The organism is Nitrobacter winogradskyi (assembly GCF_006539545.1).
In the GTDB taxonomy this organism is placed as follows: Bacteria; Pseudomonadota; Alphaproteobacteria; order Rhizobiales; family Xanthobacteraceae; genus Nitrobacter; species Nitrobacter winogradskyi_A.
On record NZ_BJNF01000006.1, the window covers coordinates 1 to 23,948 of the forward strand.

The window sequence follows — 23,948 nt, forward strand, 5'->3', positions numbered from 1 at the left end:
GCTCTAATCGAGCGCGCTGACGATGCGATCGGTGATATCTTTTATGGTCGCGTCGATGTCGACAACAATAGGCCGCTCATCCTCGGTCGGCTCCTCCAGTATTGCGAACTGGCTCGCGAGCAGTCCCTGCGGCATGAAATGTTCGCCTCTCGCCTTGAGACGGCTCCCGATCAGGTCCTTGTCGCCACGCAGGTAGACGATGCGAGTGTCGCTGTGGCCCTGTACGAGAATATTACGATAGGCGCGCTTGAGCGCGGAGCAGGCCATGATCACGCTCGTGCCGTCTGCGCGCCTGCGGCCGATCTCCGCGGCGACGGCGCGCAGCCACGGCCGCCTGTCGTCATCGGTCAACGCAATGCCGGCGCGCATTTTATCGATGCTGCTCTTGGCATGGAAACGGTCGCCATCCTCGACGATCCATCCCAGCCGCCGGCCCAGCGCGCCCGCGATGATGCTTTTACCAGATCCCGACACACCCATGACGATCAGCGCGCAAAAGGCGGCGCTTCCGCCGGCATTCATGCCGTCGATCCTGCGGCCGCGGTATCGGTCAACCAGGTGGTGACGCCGTTGGAACGCGCGCGCGCGCCGGGCAGATCGGCGCCGGCCCTGATCTTCGAGAGGACGCCGTGCTTGGTTTCACCGCTGACGAGAAACAGCATCTCGCGTGAGGAAGCCAGCGCCGGAAGCGTCAGGGTGACACGGGGCACGAGAGGCTCGACGGGCGCGCGGTCTACGCCGACAACCCATCGATCGGTTTCGTCGAGCGCTCGATCTCCGGGAAACAACGAGGCGGTATGCCCGTCCGGTCCAAGCCCCATCAGAACAAGATCGAAAAGCGGTTTGGCTGGATCAAGTCGATCCGCTCCGTAAAACGCTTGCAGTTCGTGCTCGTAAAGCCGTGCCGCCGCATCCGGATCGGATGCGTCCGTTGGCATCGGATGGATATTGCCCGGTGGTGCGCAACGGTTCAGAAAAATCTCTCTGGCCATCGTCATATTGTTGCGTTCGTCGCTTGCGCTCACGAAACGCTCGTCTCCGATGAACCAGTGAACGCGATCCCAGGCGATGCGCGAACGATAGTCCGGGCTGCCCAGCAGCGCATAAAGCGCTTTCGGGCCGGAGCCGCCGGTCAGGCATATCGCAGGCCGCGTCGCATTTTCCGCAATCCGAAGGATGATACGTTCAGCGGCTTCGGTTGCGATCGTCTCGGCGTCCGGCAGCACGTGAAAGCCGCGGTCGGATGCAGCGGAGGTCATGTCAGCTCGCGCCATTGGTTGCCGTCCCGCGCCAGCAGGTCGTCGGCCTCACTTGGGCCTTCGCTGCCCGCCTCGTAGCCGACCAGCCCGTCGGCGCCGGCCTTCTTCCAGGCATCCAGGAAAGGCTGCACCGCCTGCCAGCCGGCCTCCACGCCATCCGCGCGCTGAAACAGGATGTTGTCTCCGGTCATGCAATCGTAGATCAGGGTTTCGTAGCCGGTGCTCGGCGCGGCGTGGAAGTAATCCTTGTAGCGGAACTTCATCTCGACGCCGTCGATCGAGATCGAGGGACCGGGCACCTTGGTGTTGAACTGCATGGTGATGCCCTCGGCCGGCTCGATGCCGATGACCAGATAGTTGTGCGACAACTGGTCCACCGGCGTGCAGCGAAACATCGCGAACGGCGCCTGCTTGAACTTGATGGCCACCTCGGTGCGCTTGAGGCCGAGCGCCTTGCCGGTCCGCAGGTAGAACGGAACGCCGGCCCATCGCCAGTTGTCGATGGTCAGCTTCAGCGCCGCATAGGTCTCGGTGGTGCTGTCGGGCTTGACGTTGGGGGCGCTGCGATAATCGACGACCGCCTCGCCGCCGACCTGCCCGGCGTGATATTGTCCGCGTACCGAATTTCTCAGCGCCTCCGCCGGAGTCTGCGTCTGGATGGCGGCCAGCACTTCCGCTTTCTGTGAACGCACCGAGTGGGCTTCGAATCGCGTCGGCGGCTCCATCGTCACCAGCGACAGCAGCTGGAACAGATGGTTCGGCACCATGTCTCTCAGGGCTCCGGTGGCGTCGTAGAAACTGCCGCGATGCCCGACCGACAGCTTTTCCTCGACGGTGATCTGGATGTGATCGATGTGGTTGCGATTCCAGATCGGCTCGAACATGCCGTTGGCGAAACGAAGAACGAGGATGTTCTGGACGGTCTCCTTGCCGAGATAGTGGTCGATCCGATAGATCTGATGTTCGTTGGCGAACTTGAGTAGCCTGGCGTTGAGGGATCTGGCGGATGCGAGATCGGTCCCGAACGGCTTTTCGACCACCAGGCGGCGCCATATGCCGTTCGTCTCTCGCAGCAGCCCGACGCGGGCGAGTTGCTCCGCGATCGGGGCAAAAGCCGTCGGCGGGACGGCAAGATAGAACAGGCGGTTGCCGCACGTCCCCGTCTTCGTCGCAAGCCCTTCACACACCCCGTTCAGCGCATCGAACGAGGACGGATCGGACGGGTCGGCTTCGATGCACGTCAGGCAGTTGAGCACCTTTTCGGCGATGTCGGTTTTGACAGGCCGCGTGGCGTGCCTCTTCAGACCCTCCATCAGGCTTTGCCGGAGATCCTGGTCCGACATCTGCTTGCGGACGACGCCGACAATGCAAAACGGCTCCGGCAGCAAGCCGGATTCGGCAAGATTGTAAAGCGCCGGAATGATCAGGCGATGGGTGAGATCGCCGGTGGCGCCGAAGATGACGAAGCAGCATGGCTCCGGTTTGCGCGGTATGTTGCTTGCGACCGTCATCAATTCGCGGTCCTTTCCTTTGTGGGGGGATCGGTTTCTCCGGGCTCCCTGTGTCCTCCGAATCCTTCCCGCATTGCCGAAAGGATTTTTTCCGCGAACGTATGTTGTTGACGCGAGCGAAATCGCGCGAACAACGCCGCTGTCAGAACTTCGGCGGGAACGGCTTCATCAATGGCGGCGTTGACGGTCCAGCGGCCCTCGCCGGAGTCCGCGACAAATCCCGAGTAAGCTTCGAGTGTGTCGCTGCGGGCCAGCGCGGAAGCGGTGAGATCGAGTAGCCACGACGAAATGACGCTGCCGCGGCGCCAGACCTCGGCAATATCCGCGAGGTCAAGGTTGAACCGATGATGCTCCGGCAGCGCAGGGATGTTTGCGTTCTTGAGTATGTCGAAACCTTCGGCATAGGCCTGCATCAGGCCGTATTCGATGCCGTTATGCACCATCTTGACGAAATGGCCGGAACCAACAGGCCCCGTATGGAGGTAGCCTTGCTCGACGCGCGGATCGCGGCCATCCCTGCTCGGCGTTCTCGGAATTTCGCCGTGGCCGGGCGCCAGCGCCGCGAAAATCGGATCGAGACGATCAACCACCGCTCTCTCGCCGCCGATCATCATGCAATAGCCGCGTTCGATGCCCCACACTCCGCCGCTGGTGCCGACATCGACATAATGGATGCCCTTCTCGCGCAACGTTCCGGCGCGCCGGATATCGTCCTGCCAGAAGGTGTTGCCGCCATCGATGATGACATCGTCGCCATCAAGCAGTCCGGCGATCGTCGCGATGGTGGCTTCCGTCACCGCTCCGGCGGGCAGCATGATCCAGACGGCGCGCGGCTTTTCGAGCTTGCGTACGAAGTCTTCAAGATCGGTCGCGGCTGTTGCTCCCTCGGCGGCAATCGCGGCGACGGCCTGCTCGCTGATGTCGTAGACGACGGCGTGATGGCCTCCCTTCTTCATCAGACGGCGAACGATGTTGGCCCCCATCCGTCCCAGCCCAATCATGCCTATCTGCATTCGTCCGATTCCTTCTTCGGGCGCAGGCTCGTGGTCTGGACATTCCGCCCGCGGTCCCATGGTCCAATGACGCGTAGGGAAGCATGATGCGTGAGGATCAAGGCGTGGCGCAACACCTCGTATGTTTCATGGAGGTTGGCGAACGGGAATCGTCAGATAAATGAACGGTGAGGGCAGGGTCCGGTTTGACGCAACTGGCGGAACCTCGATCCCCTGGTGATGATCGAAGCAGCGTCACAACTCGACTCGTCATGGCTACGGTCACATCAGAGCCCGGCTGATGGCATCGTCGAGCCGCGACAAGCCTGATTTCAGATTTCCCTTAAGGTGAACGCGAAGCGCTCGTCGTCCCCGCCGCGTGAGCACATCGAAATCGCCGCGCGCCTGCGCCGCCTTGATGATGCTGAAACTCATTTTCCGGCCGGGGATCTTCAAATCGCGTGGATCGTCGGCAGTGATCTGAAGGAAAACGCCGCTGTCCGGGCCGCCCTTGTAGGCTTGCCCGGTCGAATGCAGGAAGCGCGGGCCGAACTCGGCGCAGGTGGCGACTTTCTTCCGATTGCGAACGGCGAGGCGCATCCGCTGCAGTTCGCCGATGTGATCGTCATTGCGCGCGACATAGGCCAGGAAGGCGACATAATCGCCGGCCTCGGCGCGCGAAAGATGCGCCTTGAGCCACGAGGACAGCTCGCCGTCGGCGCCCTTCTCGCGTAACGCGCGCGCATTGTCGGCGTCGGTGTAGAGATCGAAGCCGTCGGCGGATATCGCCGGCTCTTCATCCGGAAGCCTGCCTGTCTTTTCGAAGGCCGACGTCAACTCGCGAGTCCTGACCTTGGCCGCTTCGACATCAGGCTGATCGAACGGATTGATGCCGAGAACCGCGCCGGCGACCGCGGCCGCGATCTCGAACCGGAAGAACTCCTGACCGATCTGGTCGATCGAGTTCATCACGATGCGAACCACGGGATGTCCGGCGTTTTCGAGCGCGCGCAACTTTTCATCATGGGCGGCATCCTCTTCGTCCGCCGTGCGGATATCGATGAAGAAGCGGTCATCGCCGTAGAGGTTCGCATCGCCGAGCGGTTCGCCGTCGATCGGAATCAGGCCCTTGCCCTCCTTGCCGGTCGATTCAGCGATCAGCTGCTCGGCCCATGCGCCGAAATCAGCGATCTTCGGAGACGCCAGGATGGTGATCTTGTCGCGGCCTTCGCGTCCGGCAAGACCCATCGCCAGCCCGAGCTGGACGCCGGGGTTGTCATGCGGCGGGATCTCTGCGCCACAGGATCGCACCATGACGAGTGCGCTCTCAAGCAATCCCGTCACATCGATTCCGGCCGTCGCCGCCGGGACCAGGCCGAAGGGAGACAGGATCGAGTAGCGGCCGCCGATCTCGGGATCGCCGTGGAAGGTGCGCGCATAGCCGAGCCTTGCCGCCTCCGCGTCAAGCGAGGAGCCCGGATCGGTGATCGCGATGAAGCGATGGCCAGCCTTGTCAGCGCCGATCGCCTTGGCCACCCGCGCGTGAAAATAGTCCTTCAGCGCGTTAGGCTCTGTCGTCCCGCCGGATTTGCTGGACACGATGAAGACGGTCCTCGCGATGTCGATCGCGGTTTCAAGCGAACGAATCTCGGCCGGATCGGTCGAGTCCAGCACATGGAGCTTCGGGAAACCCGCCGCCTTCGGAAAAGTCTTCGCCAGCACCTCCGGACCGAGGCTTGATCCTCCCATCCCGAGCACGACGGCGTCGGTGAACTTCTGCTTCTTCACGCGCCGCGCATAGTCCTCGTAGTCGGCCGCCCGATCAAACTCGGCGGCGGGACTCGTCAGCCAGCCCAGCCACTTGTCCTCGTCCGTGTTGGTCCACACGGACTTATCCTTTTGCCATAGCTTGCGGACGGCGCCGGCGGCTCGCCAGTCATCCGCCTTCGCTTCGACGGATTTCGCGGTCGATGAATCGAGCGACAGGGTCTGCTGGTTCGCGGCAGAACCAAGGATCTTTTCCCGCTTCCGGGCGACGGCGCCGAGCAGTTTGTCGGCCGCGTCCTCGAACAGCCTCACGCCCTCTGTCACGAGGTCGCGGGTGATCGCGTCGAGTGAAATTCCGGCGTCCGCGAGCGCTGCGAGCACTTGCCGCGCGTCATCGAGGTTTTCCTCCAGGCTGTCCCGCAGCTCGCCGTGATCGCGAAAACCGTCAAGGGTCGCCGGCGGCACGGTATTGACCGTATCCGGACCGATCAACTCCTCAATGTAGAGAACGTCACGGTAGTCCTTGTTCTTGGTACCGGTCGAAGCCCATAGCAGCCGCTGCGGTCTGGCGCCTTCGGCCTCGAGCTTTTGCCAGTCTTCGCCTGCGAACAACTGCTTGTACTCCTGATAGGCGAGCCTGGCATTGGCGATCGCGACCTTGCCCTTGAGCGCGGCAAGACGCGCTTTCTCCGCGGGATCGTTGGCCTGCGCGATCTTTTCGTCGAGTTGCTTGTCGGCGGCGCTGTCGATCCGGCTGACGAAGAAGCTGGCGACGCTTGCGACATGCGCGGGATCGCCGCCATTTCGGATATAGTCCCGAAGTCCGGCCTGATACGCTTCAGCCACCTCGATGTAGACCTTTTGCGAGAACAGCAGCGTGATGTTGATGCTGATTCCTTCCGAAATCAGTTGCCGGATCGCGGGCAGGCCGTTCGGCGTCGCGGGTACCTTGATCATCAGGTTTTTGCGATTGACCGACTTCCACAGCCTCCTGGCCTCGGCGATTGTCCCCTCGGTATCGTTCGCAAGGTAAGGCGAGACCTCAAGGCTGACGAAACCGTCCGCGCCGTCGAGCCGGTCGTAGGCCGGCCGCAACACGTCGGCGGCGTGCTGGATGTCCTCTATCGCAAGTTGCTCGTAAATATCGGCGACCGACCGGTCATCCTTCTTCATCAGGCTGACGATAGCACTGTCATATTCGTCCGAACTCCCGATCGCCTTCTCGAAAATCGAGGGATTGGAGGTGACCCCGCGCAATCCATCTGTGTCGACAAGCTGTTTCAAATCGCCGTTGATGATGAAACCGCGTGCAAGGAAATCGAGCCAGATGGCCTGGCCGTGGTTCTGGAGTTCTCTGACTGGATTCATGACGTTATTCTCGGTTCGAGGACGCGCCGTTTGGAGAAATTCCATACCTGTCGCAAGCCGCGCTGTGTCAACATGACGAGGAAAAGATGGCCTGATCAAGAGCAGGCCCCGTTGCTAACGTTTGAAGTGGAATATTGATCCGCTAAAGGAATGACCGGCAGATTGAAGCAGGACGGACGCAATTTTGCGACAAATAAAGCCTATTGCAGGGCGGGCCTGTCGTTCGATAAAGAACTTGTGAGAGCGGCTGGCTGGAAAGTCCGAACTAGGCCGTTATGGGTTCGTTCATGCCCCGATATTTCTTCAATACCCGCATCGGAAACGACCTGATACTCGATCCGGAGGGCGAGGAGTTGCGCGATCCCGATCATGCCTGGCGCGCCGCCCGGAAAACGATTCGCGAGATCCTCAAGTCTGACGGCGAACAGCGGGCGATTCTCAATGCGGTGCTGGAAGTTACCGACGCTACCGGTGAGATCGTGCTCGAATTTCCGTTCACCGAGGCGATCCTCAATCCCGTCGCCCGGTCTTCCACGCGGCATTGACCGGCATCGAGTGATCGCTCGGTCGCTGACTGATCGAAAGGTTGTTGAATGGGCAGCGTCTTTGATTTTTCCGCGAACACGCTGGATGGCGAGCCCTGCGAGTTGAAGCAGTTCGAAGGTCGTGTCCTTCTGATCGTGAACACCGCGAGCGCCTGCGGGTTCACGCCGCAATACAAGGATCTTGAAGAGTTGCACCGCACGATGAGCCCGCGCGGATTTTCGGTGCTGGGATTCCCGTGCAATCAGTTCGGCAAGCAGGAGCCGGGCTCCTCCGCCGACATTCAGCAGTTCTGCGCCAGCAAGTATGACGTGACTTTTCCGATGTTCGAAAAGATTAATGTCAATGGCGCGGATGCGCATCCGTTGTTCAGGCACCTGAAGAGCGAGAAGCCGGGTTTGCTTGGCGGGTCGATCAAGTGGAATTTCACCAAGTTTCTCGTGGACCGGCAGGGGAGGGTGGCTGCCCGCCACGCTCCGACCACCAACCCCAAAAAACTAACGGAAGAAATCGAGGCCCTGCTTTGAACGACCAGACCGCGAAGGACCATTTGCCCGACCGCTTGTCCACCGATCCGCGCAGCGCATATTATAATGCCGAACTTCTGTCGCGCGATATCGGCATCCGTTTCAAGGGTGTCGAGAAGAGTAACGTCGAGGAGTATTGCGTCAGCGAAGGCTGGATACGTGTTGCCGTCGGCAATGCCAGGGATCGCCATGGCAATCCGCTGACGATCAAGCTCCGCGGCACGGTTGAACCCTATTTCCGGACCGACAATCAAGCCTAGAGCGTTTTCCGGCAAAGTGGATGACCTGTTTGCGTGAAGAAACGCGTCAGACAAAACCATTAAGCCTCGCTTCTGACGAGCAGAAGCGGAAAGCCTAGCGGGTTATCCGGGTGAACTCGACAAGCTCTGTTCCATTCTTCGGAAGCCGTCTGTAGTCGAGGTCAGGCCAACCGGCGCATTGAACGTGGACACTCGCAACGGCGTCGAGGAAGCGCGTGCGAGTCAGTGGACGGCCGACGGTGACCAGGGCTGCCTCCAGCACAGCGACCAGAGGTGAGGCATAGGCGACGGGATCGGACCAGTCTCCGGCAGGCTTTGCCGCGATCACGTCGGTACCCTGACGTAACAGGTCTTCGATGAGATCCGGATCCTCCGACATCGTATCGAGAGGAGCGATGACCGTCCGCCCTTTGAGGTTTTGCTGGTTCATCCTGACGAACGAGCGTGCCTGCGCGGCGCCGACTGCCAGCACGATACGTTTTGAATGGGGTGGCATCGCGTCCTGGGGCGTGATCGCGCCGGGCGGGCGCGTGCTTTCGCCTCGAGACGGAGCATCGATCACCACCGTCGTTGTCGGGCTGGCCAGACGGAGCAGGGCGTCCATGACCTGATCCCGGCTCGCGCGAACGGAGACGATAGTTCGGGGGAGCTTGATTGGGAGATGGCCTCGTGGTCCAAGGATCGGAAGCCCGGACCGTTGCAGCTTGTCGAGAACGTGCCCGCCGTCATCGAGCTGGGGACCGATCGCAAGAAAGAACGCCGCCGTACGCGCAGGGTCGCCCGACGCAAGCGACTCGACGGGAGCCACGGTGAACAGAACGCGGCGGCCATGGATCGTGGATATCCCACGCGCAGCCCATTGTCGCTCAAGTTCGTCGCGCAGGCGCGCGGCATCCGCGGGATTTCCGGTCATGGCCGGGACGACGATCCGGATTTGATCCGCCGAGACGCCACCGCGATCCTCTTCAGCGATGTGAGCAAGATATTCCCATAGCGAGTCGGATTGAGACGGGGACAGATCGAAACGCGGCATCGCCAACGACAACGTTCGTCCATCGCTTGCGTGGCCTTGCGACACGGCCGCCCGAAAGGTTCCGGCATCGTAAGCCGGACGTCCCGGCGTCGGCGAGGCGAGCGTCGCGCCGTCGATCGGCGGCACACGCGAACGGCCTTCTCCGCCGCCGGCGGCGTTGTATCCGTGGCATCCGGCGCAACTCAGGCCGGGCCGTTCCACGCCAGCGATCCGGGCGGTTGGTGCGTCCGCGAGATAGCCGTGATAGAGCGCCCGGCCGGCATCGTCGGCCCATGTGGCCGGGGCGCACAACGACAGGACGATCGCGAGCGCGAGGCGGCTATCGAAGGGTCGAAAGAACCGCAATGAGATCCTCAGGCTCCGGCAGACCGGCGACCGTTCTGATATCGCGTCCACCCGTTCCGATCAGCAGGAATTGAATGTCATGATCCTGGTTCGGCCCCGGCTGCACTCTCAGCCCCTCGAGCACCGACCAGACATTGGCCGGATCGCCCGACAGGAAGATGCGGTCGCGATGCATCTGGTCGGCGCGCTCGCGGCGAAGGTGTTCGGGCGAATCGGTGAGGGGATCAAGGGTGAGCGTGACGAGTTTCAAATGCTGAAGGCCATCTTTTCCCAGACGTTGCGCGATAACATCCATGATGACATCGCTTGGAGGGCATAGTTGGACGCAGCCGGTGAATGTGAACGACAGCAGGATCGGCTGCTTCGCGATAAGCCCGCTTACGAAATTCACCTCCGCGCCTTGCGCGGTGACGAGAGGCCGATCGACGAGATGGACGGTGCGCGATTGTGTTTCGACGGTGAGGTCCTTGGCAAGCGCTGGCCACAGCGTGGGCGCAGGTGCAGGAAGGTTGGCAAGAACACTGACGGCGAGGCACGCTGTCGCTATGACGACCGCCCGGAGCAGACGTTGCCGCTTCATGGCTTCACATCCACGACAGCGGGAGCGATGCGTCCGCCTGCGGCTTCGACCGACACCGCGTAGCGGCCCTCGCGTGGAAAGGTGAAGGGAAGCGCCATGGCGGAGTCGCGGCCCGGCTTCGCCGCCACACGAGCGGACCAGCCGAACGCCAGATCGTCGATGCGGATGACCAGCCCTCCCGGTAGCGCGCGTGGCCAGTTGTCGAGCGCGAGCGCCAATGTGCCCGGAACATTCGCCGATGGCGGCTTACCCACCACGCGCAATGCGGCGGGCGGAGGCTCGTCGGCTCCAGGACCATCGACGGAGAACCCTGCGCACGTCGTCGTGCCGCCCGCTCCCGTGGTGCTGACGACTTCATAGGCGCCGCCTTTCGCCAGGCGAAGGTTCGCCTCGAAACGGCCGGTTGATGTTTCGACCATACGCTGGTCGAAGCGCGCGATCATGCGCGGCTGGTCGCCCCGGATCGCCACGGCCGCCATCGGCGCGTCACTCAGGCCGCCGCCGGATGCGATCGCGTATGCGACGTTGGATCCGGGCCGCACCGTCAACATGCTGGCCGTCGCGGGCGATACCGCGACGCGGCTCCGGCTTTGCTCGCGGTTCGCGCCGGCGACCAGGGGAAGCCGCACACGGCGCTCGGCGAAAGCCGCCTCCGGCGAGGGCGTGGACGCCAGATCGATGACGATCACCGTCGGCGATGTGCGATGCGTGAGAAAAATGGCGGAGCCGGCCGCCGCGGCCTCATCGACCAGATCGTCTGTTCGAACGACGCCGGCAATACGGGCGCGTGCCACGTCGACGATGACGGCCTTGGGTTCTCGCGCCGACCAGGCGACGAGATAGCGGCCGTCATCGCGAACGAACAGGCCGTCGATGGCGATGCCGACCGGCACGGGGACGGCTCGGTCGAGATCATCCAGCCAGCGCAGCAACACCTCCTGTCGCGGTCCGGTGGAGGCGATCACACCGCCGCCGGCCGCCACCGGACCATTGAGGCTTCCCGCCGCGAGACGGCGCGGCGCCGTGTCACCGGCTGCGATCACGATCGCGGACCCGTCCTTTGCCGCGGCGGCAACGGTGTCGTTGTTCGGACGGACGAGCGCAGAGATCCCCGATGCGATGGAAATGGTAGCGAGTTGAGCACCGCTGGCGTCGAATTTGATCAGCCTTCCTCCGCCGTCATGATCAGCCACGACGATGTGGTTGCCGAGCGGCGCGATCATCGTGGGCTGCGTCAGACCTTGCGCGAAGCGGCTGGCGTGGCCCCAGGGAAGATCGACGGCGAGTATATTTCCCGTGGTCTGTTGAGCGATGAACGCACGAGGCAGAATCGGATGAACGATGAAGTCATCGGCATGGCCACCCAGTGGGGTGACGCTGATCTGGTCTGCGCTCTTCAGCCGATGATCGAGATCGACGACGCGCAAGGTATCGTGGTTGCCGGACAAGTCGGCGCTGCCGATCGAGATGAGATACGATCGTTCCAGCGGAATGTCGTCCGCGGAGATCGCGCCCGTAGCGCGCGCGATCCAGGCGGCGTTGGCGCAACTCGGGCGATCCGGCGCCACGCGCCGCACCCACGCGGCAGGCTTGAGGTTCGCGGCTGGCGTCTTTTGCAGCGCATCCGTAAAGCTCAGGACGATGCGAAAGTCCTCGTTCGCGCCGATCCGCTCGACCTTCCGTCCTTCATGATCGATGAGGCTTGCCGTGACGGCAACGCCGCTTGCGCCGCTCGCGAAGACGCCTTGCGCCATCGCTTCCGGAGTTGCGGCGAGGGTAACCATCGCCAGAATGCAGGGAAACCCGCTTCTCAGTCGAACCGTGGCAAGTTGCACGGGGTCGCTCCTCCGGCTCCGCTATTGCTGACGTGCAGATGCCCCCACACGCCGGCCGCGAAGATCGACTGCGGGCCGTCGCGCCACAGGTAGTCACCGGCGGTGCGCGGCGCGCAGCTCCATGCCGTCATCGCCTTGCCCGGCGCAAGCAGTGTCGAATGTCCTGAGCCGAAGCCGGGGAACAGATCGTCATAGCCGGCGATCATCGACAGGAACGCCCGCTGCCGCGCACGCCCGTCGGGATGAACGACGCGGATCGCGATTTCGTCGGCGGGTCTCGCATCCAGCCGGGGCGTTGAAACGGGAGCGGCGAAGAAGTTCGCGGGGAAACGCACGGCGTTGAGGTCGTCTTCGTCCCGGGGATAGGTACGCAGCCCAAAATCGGCGCGGACGCCGTTGCGACCGGCGACTCGAAAATTGAAAGGAGCCGAGCGGTAGCTGACGCCTTTTTCTCCAAGGTCATAGGAATCGTCACAGACGCGGCAGTCGGGCACGGGGCGGCCGCTCAGGCCGAGATAGCCGCTGGATGCGCGCCGCCAGTGATTGAGGCCATCCTGCCACAACAGGACATGCTCACGGAATGACCCGGCGGGAATCGAAGCCTGCTGGCCTTGCAGCGTGAGCGCGGGCGTCTCGACGGCGACGGTTGCGGCGTGACGGTAGGTGAAGTCGCGCGCCGGCGACTCGCCGGTCGGGACGCCGTTGTCGCCGATCGCCGTGGGTTCGACGATGAGCGTGCCGGTGAGTCCTTTCGCTCCATGTGAGATCACGTCGCCGACGGACCGGATCGGCAGCGCCCCGAAGGCATAGGGGATCGCCCGCATCGCCGCTTTCCGGATGTCTTCGCGCGCGAAGTAGAGGTCGGCGCCGTCCTGCGCGATCCGGCGAACCTGATCCTGCTTGTCTTGCGGGACCGGCACCGAATCGTCGTTCTCATTGCGCGCGTCGATGCACAGATTGACGCCGTAGATCACGACCTGCTGATCGGCGCCGCAAGGCGTCTCGGTGAGCAACTGGAACGTGAGACGGGACGGAATATGCGCTCCGATCCGGTCCTTGATCGCGTTCCAGAACGCACCCTCTCGCGCCAGATCCCTGATAGTGGCGTCTTTTGACCAGAGGAAGCCGGCATAGTGACGGGTGACGCGGAAAACCGGCGATCCGGCTCCGTCCGGCGCGATCGCCGCGATATTGTTTACGCCAACCGGCAGCGTTCCGTCCGGTTTCAGCATCGGACTCGGCAACGGCAACGCCAGGGCAATGTTGCGGGACGGGGTGACCTGAGGGCGAAACTGCGATGGCTGCCCGGTCCACTCGGCAAAGCTCTTTGAGCCGCCATACTGGCGTTCATCGCCATCGATGTTGAGCGGCACGATCTTCGGCATCGGCGCGTCGCCATGCGTGTCCCAAGGCTCACCTTGTCCCGGCAAGGCATTGATCACCATCAGATCAAGGCAATCTCCCGCCCTGACGCGCAGGACGAAGGGAGATCCGATGGCGTCCCCGGCCTTCTTCAGCCTGGCGGCGGCGATGGACTGGATTTGCGCGATGGATTTCGGCAGGGCGCTGTCGTTTCCATAGTCGATGAGCGGTTTGGAGAGACCGAGGTCGCGTGCCTCAAGCGGCACAAGCAGCAGGCCGTCGCGATCGAACATGCCCGCTTTATCGACGATAGTCCCAGGGAAGCCGACGGCGGACTTGTCCAGCACCTTTCCGGCGCGCACCGCGACGGCGATCGCTTCCACCCTCGGCGCTCCGGCAGGACACCAGCTTGTCAGGCGCGATGCCGTCGGCGAAAGCGCCTCGACCGCGTTCTGCTGGCCCGGCTCCGCTGCGGCGGAAGAAGCCCCGCCGACGCGCTGGCGCAATGCCGCAAAGCTTTCGATGCGGTTGCCGATCGGTGGCTGTCCCTGGCCCGCCACGCAGGCGGCGAACGCATCTGACGACGGCGCCTTGCCGAGGCAGGCGCTCAGATCCGGCGCGGCGCTGCTGTCATAGCTCCGCACCAGGCCCCAGGCCCCGTTCCAGAGCGCGTCGGTTGATCCGAAATGATAGAGATGGTCGAGCGCGGGACGGCCCGGCGTCCGCGCGCTGAGAGGCGCCGTAGCGCCGGCGGGCTCCCGCGTTCGCAACGGGGCGAAGACGGCGGTTCCGGATGCGAACAGCGAGCCGACCTCGAAATGCTCGGAAATACCGATTTCCTGTGCGGCTACGAAGCCGAGCGGATTGTCGCAACCCGCCACCAGCCGGTCGAGGCTGGTCCACGCCGGATCGCCGAGGCCGATCGTCGCCCATCCGGGAAAATCGCGAGGCCGGCCCGCGCGAGCGATGTCGCTCGAAGCGCAGCGCGCCGCCCGCGATATGAGGCTTCCGTTCGCGTCGGCGCCAAGGGGACGCTCGCTCGGGAACGGCTGATCGACGTTGCGCCGCGCCGGGCGGCCTTCGACGACGAACGTATGCTGGACTTCCTGAGCGCCCTGAATCAGGCGAGCCACGATGCGGTCGCCGGCGAGACCCTCAAGGACGGGCGTACAGGGATCGCCGTGAATGCGTGACTGGAAGAACTGTGAGAGGTCGCCCTTGTCGCTCAGTGGGCGTTGGCGGACGATACTCTCGCCGGACTCGCTTGCTGCGAAGGACTGCTCCTGTGGTCCCGGGAGCCGGCACGGATTGCCGAGGAACGATGGCGGTGTGCCGTTCGAGGTGGCGCCGACGCGCAATGGAACAGGCTCGTTGCGATAATTGACGAGGTAGGGATCGTGATGCCTTTGCGAGATTGTCTCGGGGCGCGGCGGTGGCGCGACGGGCTTTCCGTAGGCTGTCCGCATGTCTTTCTGGCGTGTTTTCAGTTTCTCCACGTCGCCGGTTGTCGGTGTCAGTCCACGCTCACGCAGGAAACTGGCCGGCGCTGTTTCTTCCGCCTCGTCGTCGGCGCTCGGCGGCGGGTTGCCGGTCGTTGCCTCGAAGATCAGCCGATCGATGCCGTTGGATTCGCCTGCCGTCGCCGGGGTTCCAGTCGTTTTCCTGCCGTCGTAAAGCAGCGCGAAATCCGCGATCGCGATCGCGTATTCTCGCGAGTCGATGTGGACGGGATCGCCGGATACGCCGTCCGGCGTCGCGTCGGGGCGCGGCAGGAACACGTTGGCGCGGACGCCGACGAGATCGCGTGGCGCTGCCTGCGAGAGCTTGTAAGGGAATTCGGGAAGCGCCGTCGCCGCCGGGCCGGTCTGGCAGCTTTTGCCCTCGTGGGTGGTGGAATTGGCTTCGGCCAGGGGGCATATCGCATGCGTCGCGGGCTCGATCAGCAGCGCCGAGTAGAATCCGTGCTGCTGAATGTTGGATGGCGCGAAATGATCGTGTGTGAATACCGTCCGCATCGTGCGGTCGGTGACGCCGGCCACCCCGTTCTCGCCGTTGTCCGACAGGATCGGGTCGGCGAACCAGCGTTGGATGGTGGTCTGGAAATACTTGATGTTGTTTCCTTCAAGCCGCGGAAGGGTCGCGACCTTGTCGATGAAGTCTGGGGCGCATTCCTGCTCGGTGCGGGCGGCGACCGTCTCGCTGACCGACTCATGCGGACGCGGCATCACCGAGCCGCCCGCCGCGGCGCGCGATTTGCAGATTCGCTCCAGCACCTCGTCCGGCGCGAGCGTGCCGTCCTCGTAGTTGAAGCCGTTGCCGCTGCCGTCCGAGGAAGTCACGTCGAACTTCACCAGATGAATGTGCTGGCCGATGGTGTCGGTCGGCACCGCCGTCTGAAAATCGTCGAGCTTGAGCTTCTTCGGCGTCTCGTTGGTATGGTGAAACTCGATGCACTCGCCGGAGAAGGCACGGAAGAAGAATGGCTCCGCATCGGACCGCCATCTGCCCTTGTAGTCATCGGCGACCGCCGACAGCACATTGATCCGCGCTTGCGGATCGTGCCAGCCGGCGCGGTTGACGATCAGTTTGAGCTCGACCGCCGACACGTCGAATCGCCGGAAGCCGATCAGCGCCGGATCAGGAGTCATGATGCTCGGCGCGCCGAAGGCGTCGGCCTGGAAACGGAAAGGTTCGCTTGCCTGCCGCCAGGCGCTACGGAAGGCATCGAATCTGCGCAGCTGTGGTCCGCCTTCGCGGGAGAACAGGAGCGGCGCGGAGCAGGGATCCGCGAACGGCGCGCCCGGCGCGCCCGGCGATCCGTTCACCGCGAAGCGGGCGTCGTCGACGAGGCTCGCGGCTCCGCCGGACGGACCGGCCCGGACGCTGTCGAGCGCGATGGCTTTGACCGGGTAACCTCCGCTGTCGGGATCAAGGCGGGTATCGATCGGTGGTGGAGCCGGGACCGCCGGATCGCCCGTCAGGGTCACCGTGCGTTGCGCGGGCTCGCGGCCGGTCGCGTCGAACACGCGAATGCCGCTGCCGGTGCCATGGAACGCCATGGCGTTCCGCTCCAGAACCGTTCCCTGCTGCGGCAACAGTTCCAGATCGAGATGCTCATATTCCGACGTCATGTCGCCGAGCGCCAACATCCGCGCCAGCACACCCTTCTTGGCGATGACCTCGGCGCGCTGCGCGGGAGCGAGATCCTTCAGCACGGTCGGAATCGCGGCGCCGCCGGTGACGACGTGACGCGGCAGGCCGCCGTCGAGATGAGAACGTCCGTCGAGTGCCGCGATCTGGGCATCGCCGATGCCGGCTGGTTCGTGCTTCTCCGCGCGCGCCATGTCGAGCGGCGGTTGCGGCGAGCGATGACCGGGTTTTCCCGCCACATAGAAGGGGTAGCCGGGCATCGTGTCAGTGTTGAGTGGTTGAGTTGCATCGAGCGCTGCAGCGGCCGCGTCGGAATAGGTGGGCAGCGGCGGCAGACCCTGACCGGGCAGCGGAAGCAGGCCCGGAATCGGCGTGCCGAGGCTCGACGGCTTGCCGCCGGCTACCGTGGCCGGATCGAGCCACTCGCCGGCGCGGCCGACGCTGCCCGGCCGCACCTTGCCCGTCTCTGGATCAGGAAGCACCGACAGTCGCGCCTCCCGCTGTCCGTCGGGAAGAACCCGCGTTCCATCTTCCAGGACATCGTGAACCCGCCAAAGCGACCACATGCCTTGCGCGAAATGCGGATAGAGATGGCAATGGAAGATGGCGTCGCCCGGCGTGCGGTTACGGTTGCCGGAGCCGAGCGAATCCCACCATCCCTTAGGAGCCGCGGCACCCGGACGATCGCTAGCGAACCGTTCCAGGCCGCCATGATAGATGCGGTAGCTGAAGCCCTGTTGCGGACCGATGGTCTGGCTGTCGAGATAGGCGCCACGACCGGCGTCGTTACCGGCGAACCATTGATGACTGTGCAGGTGGAAGACGTGGGTTTCCTTGCCGGCATGAAAATTCCGGAAAACAACTTTATCGTTCAGATAGGAGTGATGGACATTGGAGGGGTCGTCCGGGAAAACTTCGAGCAGGGCGGGATCCCCGTTGGCCCAACTCTCCAGGAAAAACTCCTCATACATGCATTCGGGACAGTTGGCGGCCGGGCCGATGCCGAGCCGATTGGACAGCAGGGTCGAGCCGAGGCCGCTGGCGCCGTAGTTGATGCCGAATCCGTCGCGTACGCCGGAAAGCTGCCCGAAGGCGCCGAGCTGCTTCAATTCGTCGGCGTAGAAGGTCTTCAGCTCGTCGTGGAAAATAACAGTGAACTCGCGGAACGGAGTCTGCGCTTCATGCGCCTGACGCCATTTGCGTCGATCGCTCTCCGACGTCGTCGGCTCGATCGCCGCCAGTTCGGTTGCCGGCGGCACGACGATGGCATTGAGGTCGCCATGTATGATCTCTTCGACGACCGATCCGTTTCGGGCGTCGCACGGCCGCCGGATCGCAAGAACCGGGGCAGCATTGCCGTTCGCGCAGGAAAACGCCGCATTGTTGAGCGGCGCGGCGACACGGCCGGGCGCTTCGGAGTCCGGCACCGTTAAATTGAAATCGACCGCCTCGCTTCGGGCATGGCGGACGGCGTCCTGCCGGCTCGGCCATGCCCGTTCAAATGCGGTGCGGCTCACCTGACTGCGGAAGGCGCGGCTCCCAGCCGGCTCGACGATCAACGCGCCGAACAGGCCATGCCCGAGCGAACCGGCATCGCCTTCGCCTCCCGCCGGCGCGGCAAGGCTGGAGAACAGATGCGTGCCCTCGCGCAGCAACTGCCAGCGGCAAGTGACGGTCTGGCCCGGCTGGATCGCGTCCAGTCCGGTGCAGGCGCCGTGAATCTTCGATGTTTTTCCATCGCGGACCGGGATCGGCTCGACGCCGGGAATGACGAACGAAAGTCCGCGCGTCAGAGGCCAGTCCGTACCGGGTTGGGCAGCCTCATGCGCCTCCTGCTTTTCGTGTGCGGGATCCTTGCGGCACTGCTCCTCGCCGAACGCCGTCCTGACGTCCCGCCGAACCGGCGCGAGGGCTGAGCCGTCTTCCGACCGCCGCTCCTCGCAAAAGCCGGTACCGGTGTTTTTTTCTTCAGAAAAGCTTCCGCTGACGCCGGGCTGATCTTTCCTAAGCAGGTTGGTGAAGGTGATCTCGAGAATATCGCCGGCATTGGCGCGCAGCACCAAAGGCCGCGGCCGCTTGCAGTCCCGCAGGCGAACCTCGCCCGGTTCGAGCTTGCCGTTTCCTGCCTCGGCGCCGGTCTGTTCGGCGCAGCGGTCCGCCGTCGGACGCTCCGCGTCGCTGGCCGAGGTTACGTCGCGGCGCAACGCATAGATCATTCCGAAGGGATTGAAAGAGCCAAAGCGATTGTAAACGAGCAGATGATCGAGCGCGACGACGTCGGCGTGGACGATGCGAGGCGTGTCCGCGCTGAGGGCGTGACCTGCTCCCGGCGTCAGCAGCGCGGTGCAGGCGAGAAGGGGTAATGCAAATTTTCTTCGTCTTCGTTCATGGCTGGATGTCGAACCGGTAACCGCCTCGGCAATCTGATTCCAGGCAAACATGCAACCCTCTCTGATGAGGCAGGCGTGGCCGTCCGATCCAACAATCCGGACGATAATTTAAGCGCGTGAATGTGACAAGACGCCGCCTCGCCTGTAATCAGTCAGCCTGAAGGATTTTAGGTTCGATACATTCTTTTAGAGATAACATTTAGATGCTTGACGATCGCGTCCGTCAGTCGACAGGAGCGATATGTGGGAAGGTTTTGTCCTATGTCAGGGATTGTTGAGGGGCGCTATGCGGGAGCCTTCCAGCCCGGCGGCCTGACGGTCGAAGCCCGCATCGGGCGAAGCCATGACGGCAGGCTGGAAAACCTCAGTGGCGATGTGTTCGCCGGCCTCCGGCATGTTCTCTCGTTCATTGGCCGTGCCGGTGCATTGTCCGAAAGCACCGATGGCGGCCTGAGCGGAATGGTTTCATTCTTCTCAGCTCAAACACTTCATCATAACGGAAGCCCGATCACGGTGTCGCCGAACCGGCAAGCTGCTGATGGAAGCACGTCGATATCGCTGACGCTGGACCCGGGCGAGGGCGAAATCACCGTCGAGCTTGAATGGGCCGGACCTGAGCTGCGCAGCTTGCGGATCGATATCGACGGGCTGTCGGGACTTCCCGAGCCCGATACTTCACTCCTCGACGGGGATCAGGATGGTCAGGATCTCGTCGCCGTGCTGAAACGGGCGTCGATCTCCTCGACCGTTCATCCGTCTCCTTTCCGGCCCGACGCATCGGGGCGGAAACGTCACACGATGGCGGAGCTGCATGCCCTGATGCAGGACTGGAGTCCGCCGCCGCAGCAAGATAACCGGCAGTGGCGGCTGCATGTGCTGTTTGCAAATCGTTTCGACGGTCGCAACGGCGATGATGTGACAGGCATCATGTATGATGTCGAGCCGGGCATGAGACCCTCGCGACAGGGCCTCGCCGTTTTCCTCAACAGCAACACGATCAAAGGCTGCGAGCCCGCGAACGGCCCCGATTGGCGGCGCGAAGTCTCTTTCACGCTGGTTCATGAGATCGGTCACGCCCTGAATCTTCCTCATGCCTTCGAGGATGGCCGGCCGGAGGCGTTGACCTGGATGAACTATCCCGACCGGACGGCGAATGGCGTCGCCGGGTTCTGGTCGCAGTTTCAGGGAGCGTTTGATTCCACCGAACTGGCTTTCCTGCGCCACGCCCCGTTCTGTGACATCGCGCCGGGCCAGTATGACTATGCGCAACGCGACAGCGGCCTGCTTTCGGGTGGAGGGTTTTCGGCGTTTCGCGCGGCCTGTCATCATGAGGCTGCCCCGCAGCCGGCGAAGGCCGTGCTGGCAATCGCACCGCTCAAGCCGGTCTATGCGTTCGGTGAGCCGATCTTCCTGAAAGCATCCGTCACCAACAATGGCCGCAGGCCGCTCGATGTGGCCAAGGCGCTCGACCCGAGCGACGGGTTTCTCTCCATTCAAATTCGCTCGCCGCATGGAAAGGTCCGGCGGATAAGACCGCCTGCGATGCTGTGCCAGCGTACACCGGGTATCACGCTGCGACACAGGCAGTCGGTCAGTTTCGACGGCATTCTCGCCTCGTTCGATGCCGAAGGGCCGATCTTCGACGCACCCGGCCGCTACCAGATCGACGCGACCTTCACCGGCGTCGCAGGCGTTACGCTTGCCTCAAAGCCGGCCTTTCTGCGCGTTCTCCATCCCAGCCGCGCCGAGGAAATCTTCGCCATTTCCATATGGGATGATCCGCAACTGATGCGTGCGATCTATTGCCGGCAACCTTTGCTGGCGCTGGACAGCTGGCAATGCCTTGTCGAGGAAACCGCCCGGGCGCTCTCCGTCGATCAGGGCAATACGAGCCTGTCCTATCTGAAGTACATATCGGCAATGGGTTGGCTCTCGTCCTTCGCGCCGGCATCCCGAACCAAAAAATACCTGCCCCGGAAGCGCAAGGCCGCGTCGCATCTTTCAGTGATCGAGACGCGCGGCCTTCCGAGCGGGGTGCGGTTGCGGCGCGATGAACTCTTGCTTCGCTGAAGTTGCGTATTGTCCGTCAGCCCCCGAGACAGGTTGAGGGGGTCACTCTCGTTCCCTGAAACTCCGATGAACGGAAACCCTGGTAAGCTGGCAACCGATTTTCCTTGCATTCCGCGGACACAGGTTGCGAGCGGTCGGCGCCTTCCCTCCGATCATTCCCGAAAGCCGAAAATCATGCCCATCGCGATTCCGCCGTGGCTCCTGCCGATCCTGATGCTGTTCTGCTCGAATGTTTTCATGACTTTCGCCTGGTACGGGCATCTGAAATTCAAGGAGAGCCCGCTTCCTCTGATTGTCCTGGCCAGTTGGGGAATAGCGTTCTTCGAATAGTGGCTCGCGGTGCCGGCCAATCGCTGGGGCAGCGCGGTCTATTCGGCTGCCGAGCTCAAAACCATTCAGGAAGTGATCACACTTGTCGTTTTTGCCGGATTCTCGGTGCTGTATCTGAAACAGCCGTTGGGCTGGAATCACGGTCTGGGCTTCGCGTTCGTTGCCCTCGGCGCGTTCTTCATCTTCCACAAATGGTGATCGCGCGGTGGCTATAGCGTTTTCGAGCGAAGCATGTCCTCGGGCCTGAGCCCTAAGGATGGAATCCGGTTCGCGTCAAGAAAACGCGTCAAAACATAAAGCTGGAGTCTTTCACCGTTTCCATGAACCGTGAAAGACTCTAGATGAGCTGTGTCCGCTGCAATTCGCTGATTTCCTTGCGCTTGATCGCTGCCTGGTCGGCGAAGCCGCGCACCCGTTGCTCGCAGCGCCAGCCGTTCCCGTCCGGCGTGATTGTGAACAGGTTGTAGGCGGCGGGCGGATAATGCCGATGCGGCATCGCGGAGGCCGACGGCACGCCGATGGCGGGAATGCGGCCCTGCGGTCCGTCGAACCACATGGTCGAATGGATATGATCATGGCCATGCAGGATCAGGTTCACGCCGCGACGCTTCAGAAGATCCAGCAGCGCGTCGGCATCCGTCAGCCGTTTGTGCGAGTCTTTCGAAGACAGCGGATGATGGATCAGCAGCACCCGAAAGTTCGGGTCGCTCTCAAGCTGTGACAGCCCGCGATCCAGCGCATCGAGCTGTTTGGGGCCGAGCCGGCCCGTGGCCATGAATGGACGCGTCGGTACCGACGACGACGCTCCGATCAGCGTCAGCGGCCCTCTGCGTCGCAGGAATGGAAATGAAAGCGGCGTCCCTTCGCGGACGCTATCGCCGCGCATATAGTCTTCCCATTCGGAGATCTGTTTCTGTGTCGGGCGAACATAGGCATCGTGGTTGCCGGGCACGAGGGTGACGTCGTAGGGAGCGCCGACCTCGCTTAGCCATGCGCGCGCCTGCGTGAACTCGTCCGGGAGGGCGAGATTGATGAGATCGCCGGTGACAGCGATATGGTCGGGCGATTGCGCCTTGATATCGGCGACCAGGGCGTCCAGCACATCGCGCCGATGGATGGCGTGCCGGCCGCGCTTCCAGTTCAGATAGCCGATCGCGCGCTTGCCTGCGAGCTGATGCAGTCGCAGCGGAGGCAGCGGTCCAAGATGCGGATCGGACAGGTGTGCGAGCGTGAGTACGGTCATCTGGCGCCGCCGGTCGGAACGCCGGGGACAAACACCGTCGCACCGGCAATGGCGATCCGGTGCGTTGCCCGCCGCGATGGCGTGCCGCTTTCCCTGTCATGAAGCTGCTTCACTTTTACCTCGTATCCGGGAATATTCTGAGGTTTTGGCAAGAGCGCCGCTGTGATGCAAGCGATCATGCGAAAGCAAGTGCTCGCTTCGCGCGGTGTCGGGGGCTTACGATATCATGAACTTTCACCGTTTGCGGCGCTTTGAGGAGTCCGCGCGTCGCCGGCTGTTTCATCTGTATTTTCGGTTCGCCCGCGGCATGACGCTCGGCGTGCGCGGCGTGGTGCTCGACGCCGATAACAGGATTTTTCTGGTCAGGCACAGCTATGTGGCGGGCTGGCATTTGCCCGGCGGTGGCGTCGAGGTCGGCGAGGCGTCGCGTACGGCGCTGGAGCGCGAGCTCATGGAGGAAGGGCGAATCGAAATCTGCGGCGAGCCGGTGTTGCACGGTATTTTTTTCAACAGCCATGTTTCGCGGCGTGATCACGTCACCGTCTATGTCGTCCGCGACTTCCGGCAGGATCGCAAGCCCGAGCCAAACCGGGAGATCATCGATTGCGGTTTTTTCGCCGCCGATGCCCTGCCGGCCGACACCACGGCCGGTACGCGGCTGCGGATCGCGGAAGTCCTTTATCACGAAGCGCCCGTTCCCACCTGGCGCGGGTGACCGGACCGGCCGCAATCAGCGGCCGCGAGCAGTGGCAGGTGATGGACCGCGCCCCTGGCAGATGCTATCCGCCTTCCTCATGTCAGATCTGTCCCTTACCCTCCTGACCGAAACCGCTGGTGACGCGCAGGCCATCGAGCGTCTGCATGAACGCACCTTCGGTCCCGGCCGTTTCGTGCTCAGCGCTTACCGCCTGCGCGAGCATGTCGATCATTTGCTTGAACTTTCCGTGACCGCGCGCATCGGCACGCTGCTGGTCGGCTCGGTCCGGTTGCTGCCGGTCTGCATCGGCGACACGCCGGCGCTGCTCCTCGGTCCGCTGACGGTCGAGCCGCCGTTCCGCGGCCGGGGGATCGGGCACGCGCTGCTTGAGCGCGCGCTCGAAGACGCGAAAGCGAAGGGGCATCGTCTCGTCGTGCTTGTCGGCGATGAATCCTATTACGGTCGCTCCGGTTTCAGGATGATTCCGAAAGGACAGGCCGACATGCCGGGCCCGGTCGATCGGGCGCGGCTGTTGGTGTGTGAGCTGGCTCCTAGCGCGTTCGAGGGCGTGTCCGGCATGATCCGGCCGGACTGGGCGTTCGCGCGGGAGGCCGTGGTAAGCTGAGATAGACGCTCTTTGCTGTTGGCAATCCGCCGTTTGGTGCGGTGATGCCGGGCACAAGCCG

16 protein-coding genes and 1 pseudogene are annotated in these 23,948 nt (G+C 63.2%); 7 read left to right on the forward strand and 10 right to left on the reverse strand.

Going from position 1 to position 23,948, the window contains the following annotated elements:
* Positions 1-3: 3 nt before the first annotated feature.
* The 5 genes from NWI01_RS01600 to NWI01_RS01620 all read right to left on the reverse strand — a co-directional run bounded on the left by NWI01_RS01600 (position 4) and on the right by NWI01_RS01620 (position 6,897).
* Positions 4-522: a gluconokinase gene (locus NWI01_RS01600; RefSeq protein WP_141382067.1), complete on the reverse strand. Its 519-nt coding sequence runs from the start codon at positions 520-522 to the stop codon at positions 4-6.
* Positions 519-1,274 (reverse strand): 6-phosphogluconolactonase, encoded by a 756-nt coding sequence (pgl, locus tag NWI01_RS01605; protein WP_141382069.1) that lies wholly within the window; start codon positions 1,272-1,274, stop codon positions 519-521. Before pgl ends, NWI01_RS01600 begins: the two co-directional genes overlap by 4 nt.
* On the reverse strand, positions 1,256-2,770 hold the full coding sequence (gene zwf, locus NWI01_RS01610; RefSeq protein ID WP_141382070.1) for a glucose-6-phosphate dehydrogenase: 1,515 nt from the start codon (positions 2,768-2,770) through the stop codon (positions 1,256-1,258). Before zwf ends, pgl begins: the two co-directional genes overlap by 19 nt.
* A complete protein-coding gene (gene gnd, locus NWI01_RS01615; RefSeq protein ID WP_141382072.1) occupies positions 2,770-3,783 on the reverse strand; it encodes a phosphogluconate dehydrogenase (NAD(+)-dependent, decarboxylating) in 1,014 nt (337 codons plus the stop codon). Before gnd ends, zwf begins: the two co-directional genes overlap by 1 nt.
* 261 nt (positions 3,784-4,044) lie before the next feature.
* On the reverse strand, positions 4,045-6,897 hold the full coding sequence (locus NWI01_RS01620) for a bifunctional transaldolase/phosoglucose isomerase (RefSeq protein WP_141382074.1): 2,853 nt from the start codon (positions 6,895-6,897) through the stop codon (positions 4,045-4,047).
* Between the two features lie 287 nt (positions 6,898-7,184).
* Between NWI01_RS01620 and NWI01_RS01625 the strand changes: the two genes are divergently transcribed.
* The 3 genes from NWI01_RS01625 to NWI01_RS01635 are packed head-to-tail and all read left to right on the forward strand — an operon-like array spanning position 7,185 to position 8,227.
* Entirely contained in the window at positions 7,185-7,442 is a 258-nt protein-coding gene (locus NWI01_RS01625) for a DUF6894 family protein (RefSeq protein ID WP_011315843.1), read from the forward strand.
* Between the two features lie 48 nt (positions 7,443-7,490).
* A complete protein-coding gene (locus tag NWI01_RS01630; RefSeq protein WP_141382076.1) occupies positions 7,491-7,967 on the forward strand; it encodes a glutathione peroxidase in 477 nt (158 codons plus the stop codon).
* A complete protein-coding gene (locus NWI01_RS01635) occupies positions 7,964-8,227 on the forward strand; it encodes a DUF3297 family protein (protein WP_141382077.1) in 264 nt (87 codons plus the stop codon). Before NWI01_RS01630 ends, NWI01_RS01635 begins: the two co-directional genes overlap by 4 nt.
* Positions 8,228-8,321: 94 nt before the next feature.
* On the opposite strand, the gene NWI01_RS01640 is transcribed toward NWI01_RS01635, so the two are convergent.
* The 4 genes from NWI01_RS01640 to NWI01_RS01655 are packed head-to-tail and all read right to left on the reverse strand — an operon-like array spanning position 8,322 to position 18,973.
* Positions 8,322-9,605 (reverse strand): cytochrome c, encoded by a 1,284-nt coding sequence (locus NWI01_RS01640; protein WP_141382079.1) that lies wholly within the window; start codon positions 9,603-9,605, stop codon positions 8,322-8,324.
* Positions 9,580-10,185: an SCO family protein gene (locus NWI01_RS01645; RefSeq protein ID WP_141382081.1), complete on the reverse strand. Its 606-nt coding sequence runs from the start codon at positions 10,183-10,185 to the stop codon at positions 9,580-9,582. Before NWI01_RS01645 ends, NWI01_RS01640 begins: the two co-directional genes overlap by 26 nt.
* Positions 10,182-12,020, reverse strand: coding sequence for a hypothetical protein (locus NWI01_RS01650; RefSeq protein WP_141382082.1), 1,839 nt, complete (start codon positions 12,018-12,020; stop codon positions 10,182-10,184). Before NWI01_RS01650 ends, NWI01_RS01645 begins: the two co-directional genes overlap by 4 nt.
* Positions 11,996-18,973: a hypothetical protein gene (locus tag NWI01_RS01655; RefSeq protein ID WP_141382084.1), complete on the reverse strand. Its 6,978-nt coding sequence runs from the start codon at positions 18,971-18,973 to the stop codon at positions 11,996-11,998. The genes NWI01_RS01650 and NWI01_RS01655 overlap by 25 nt, the downstream gene beginning before the upstream one ends.
* Positions 18,974-19,183: 210 nt before the next feature.
* Here NWI01_RS01655 and NWI01_RS01660 point away from each other — a divergent pair, with 210 nt between their 5' ends.
* Positions 19,184-20,992, forward strand: coding sequence for a hypothetical protein (locus NWI01_RS01660; protein WP_141382086.1), 1,809 nt, complete (start codon positions 19,184-19,186; stop codon positions 20,990-20,992).
* A gap of 174 nt (positions 20,993-21,166) precedes the next feature.
* Positions 21,167-21,520, forward strand: a pseudogene (locus NWI01_RS01665) (DMT family protein).
* A 139-nt stretch (positions 21,521-21,659) separates the two neighbouring features.
* On the opposite strand, the gene NWI01_RS01670 reads toward NWI01_RS01665, so the two are convergent.
* Complete coding sequence (locus tag NWI01_RS01670) at positions 21,660-22,565, reverse strand: metallophosphoesterase family protein (protein WP_141382088.1); 906 nt, start codon at positions 22,563-22,565, stop codon at positions 21,660-21,662.
* A gap of 226 nt (positions 22,566-22,791) precedes the next feature.
* Between NWI01_RS01670 and NWI01_RS01675 the strand changes: the two genes are divergently transcribed.
* Positions 22,792-23,280: an NUDIX domain-containing protein gene (locus tag NWI01_RS01675; RefSeq protein WP_141382090.1), complete on the forward strand. Its 489-nt coding sequence runs from the start codon at positions 22,792-22,794 to the stop codon at positions 23,278-23,280.
* A 79-nt stretch (positions 23,281-23,359) separates the two neighbouring features.
* Positions 23,360-23,887: a GNAT family N-acetyltransferase gene (locus NWI01_RS01680; RefSeq protein ID WP_141382092.1), complete on the forward strand. Its 528-nt coding sequence runs from the start codon at positions 23,360-23,362 to the stop codon at positions 23,885-23,887.
* Positions 23,888-23,948: the final 61 nt, after the last annotated feature.

Bases quoted from the DNA above. Each gene is read 5' to 3' on its own strand.
- NWI01_RS01625 (WP_011315843.1), top strand. From the start codon at position 7,185: ATGCCCCGATATTTCTTCAATACCCGCATCGGAAACGACCTGATACTC.
- NWI01_RS01620 (WP_141382074.1), bottom strand. From the start codon at position 6,897: ATGAATCCAGTCAGAGAACTCCAGAACCACGGCCAGGCCATCTGGCTC.
- NWI01_RS01630 (WP_141382076.1), top strand. From the start codon at position 7,491: ATGGGCAGCGTCTTTGATTTTTCCGCGAACACGCTGGATGGCGAGCCC.
- NWI01_RS01645 (WP_141382081.1), bottom strand. From the start codon at position 10,185: ATGAAGCGGCAACGTCTGCTCCGGGCGGTCGTCATAGCGACAGCGTGC.
- NWI01_RS01600 (WP_141382067.1), bottom strand. From the start codon at position 522: ATGAATGCCGGCGGAAGCGCCGCCTTTTGCGCGCTGATCGTCATGGGT.
- NWI01_RS01680 (WP_141382092.1), top strand. From the start codon at position 23,360: ATGTCAGATCTGTCCCTTACCCTCCTGACCGAAACCGCTGGTGACGCG.
- NWI01_RS01660 (WP_141382086.1), top strand. From the start codon at position 19,184: ATGTCAGGGATTGTTGAGGGGCGCTATGCGGGAGCCTTCCAGCCCGGC.
- NWI01_RS01675 (WP_141382090.1), top strand. From the start codon at position 22,792: ATGAACTTTCACCGTTTGCGGCGCTTTGAGGAGTCCGCGCGTCGCCGG.
- NWI01_RS01670 (WP_141382088.1), bottom strand. From the start codon at position 22,565: ATGACCGTACTCACGCTCGCACACCTGTCCGATCCGCATCTTGGACCG.
- zwf (WP_141382070.1), bottom strand. From the start codon at position 2,770: ATGACGGTCGCAAGCAACATACCGCGCAAACCGGAGCCATGCTGCTTC.
- NWI01_RS01655 (WP_141382084.1), bottom strand. From the start codon at position 18,973: ATGTTTGCCTGGAATCAGATTGCCGAGGCGGTTACCGGTTCGACATCC.
- pgl (WP_141382069.1), bottom strand. From the start codon at position 1,274: ATGGCGCGAGCTGACATGACCTCCGCTGCATCCGACCGCGGCTTTCAC.
- gnd (WP_141382072.1), bottom strand. From the start codon at position 3,783: ATGCAGATAGGCATGATTGGGCTGGGACGGATGGGGGCCAACATCGTT.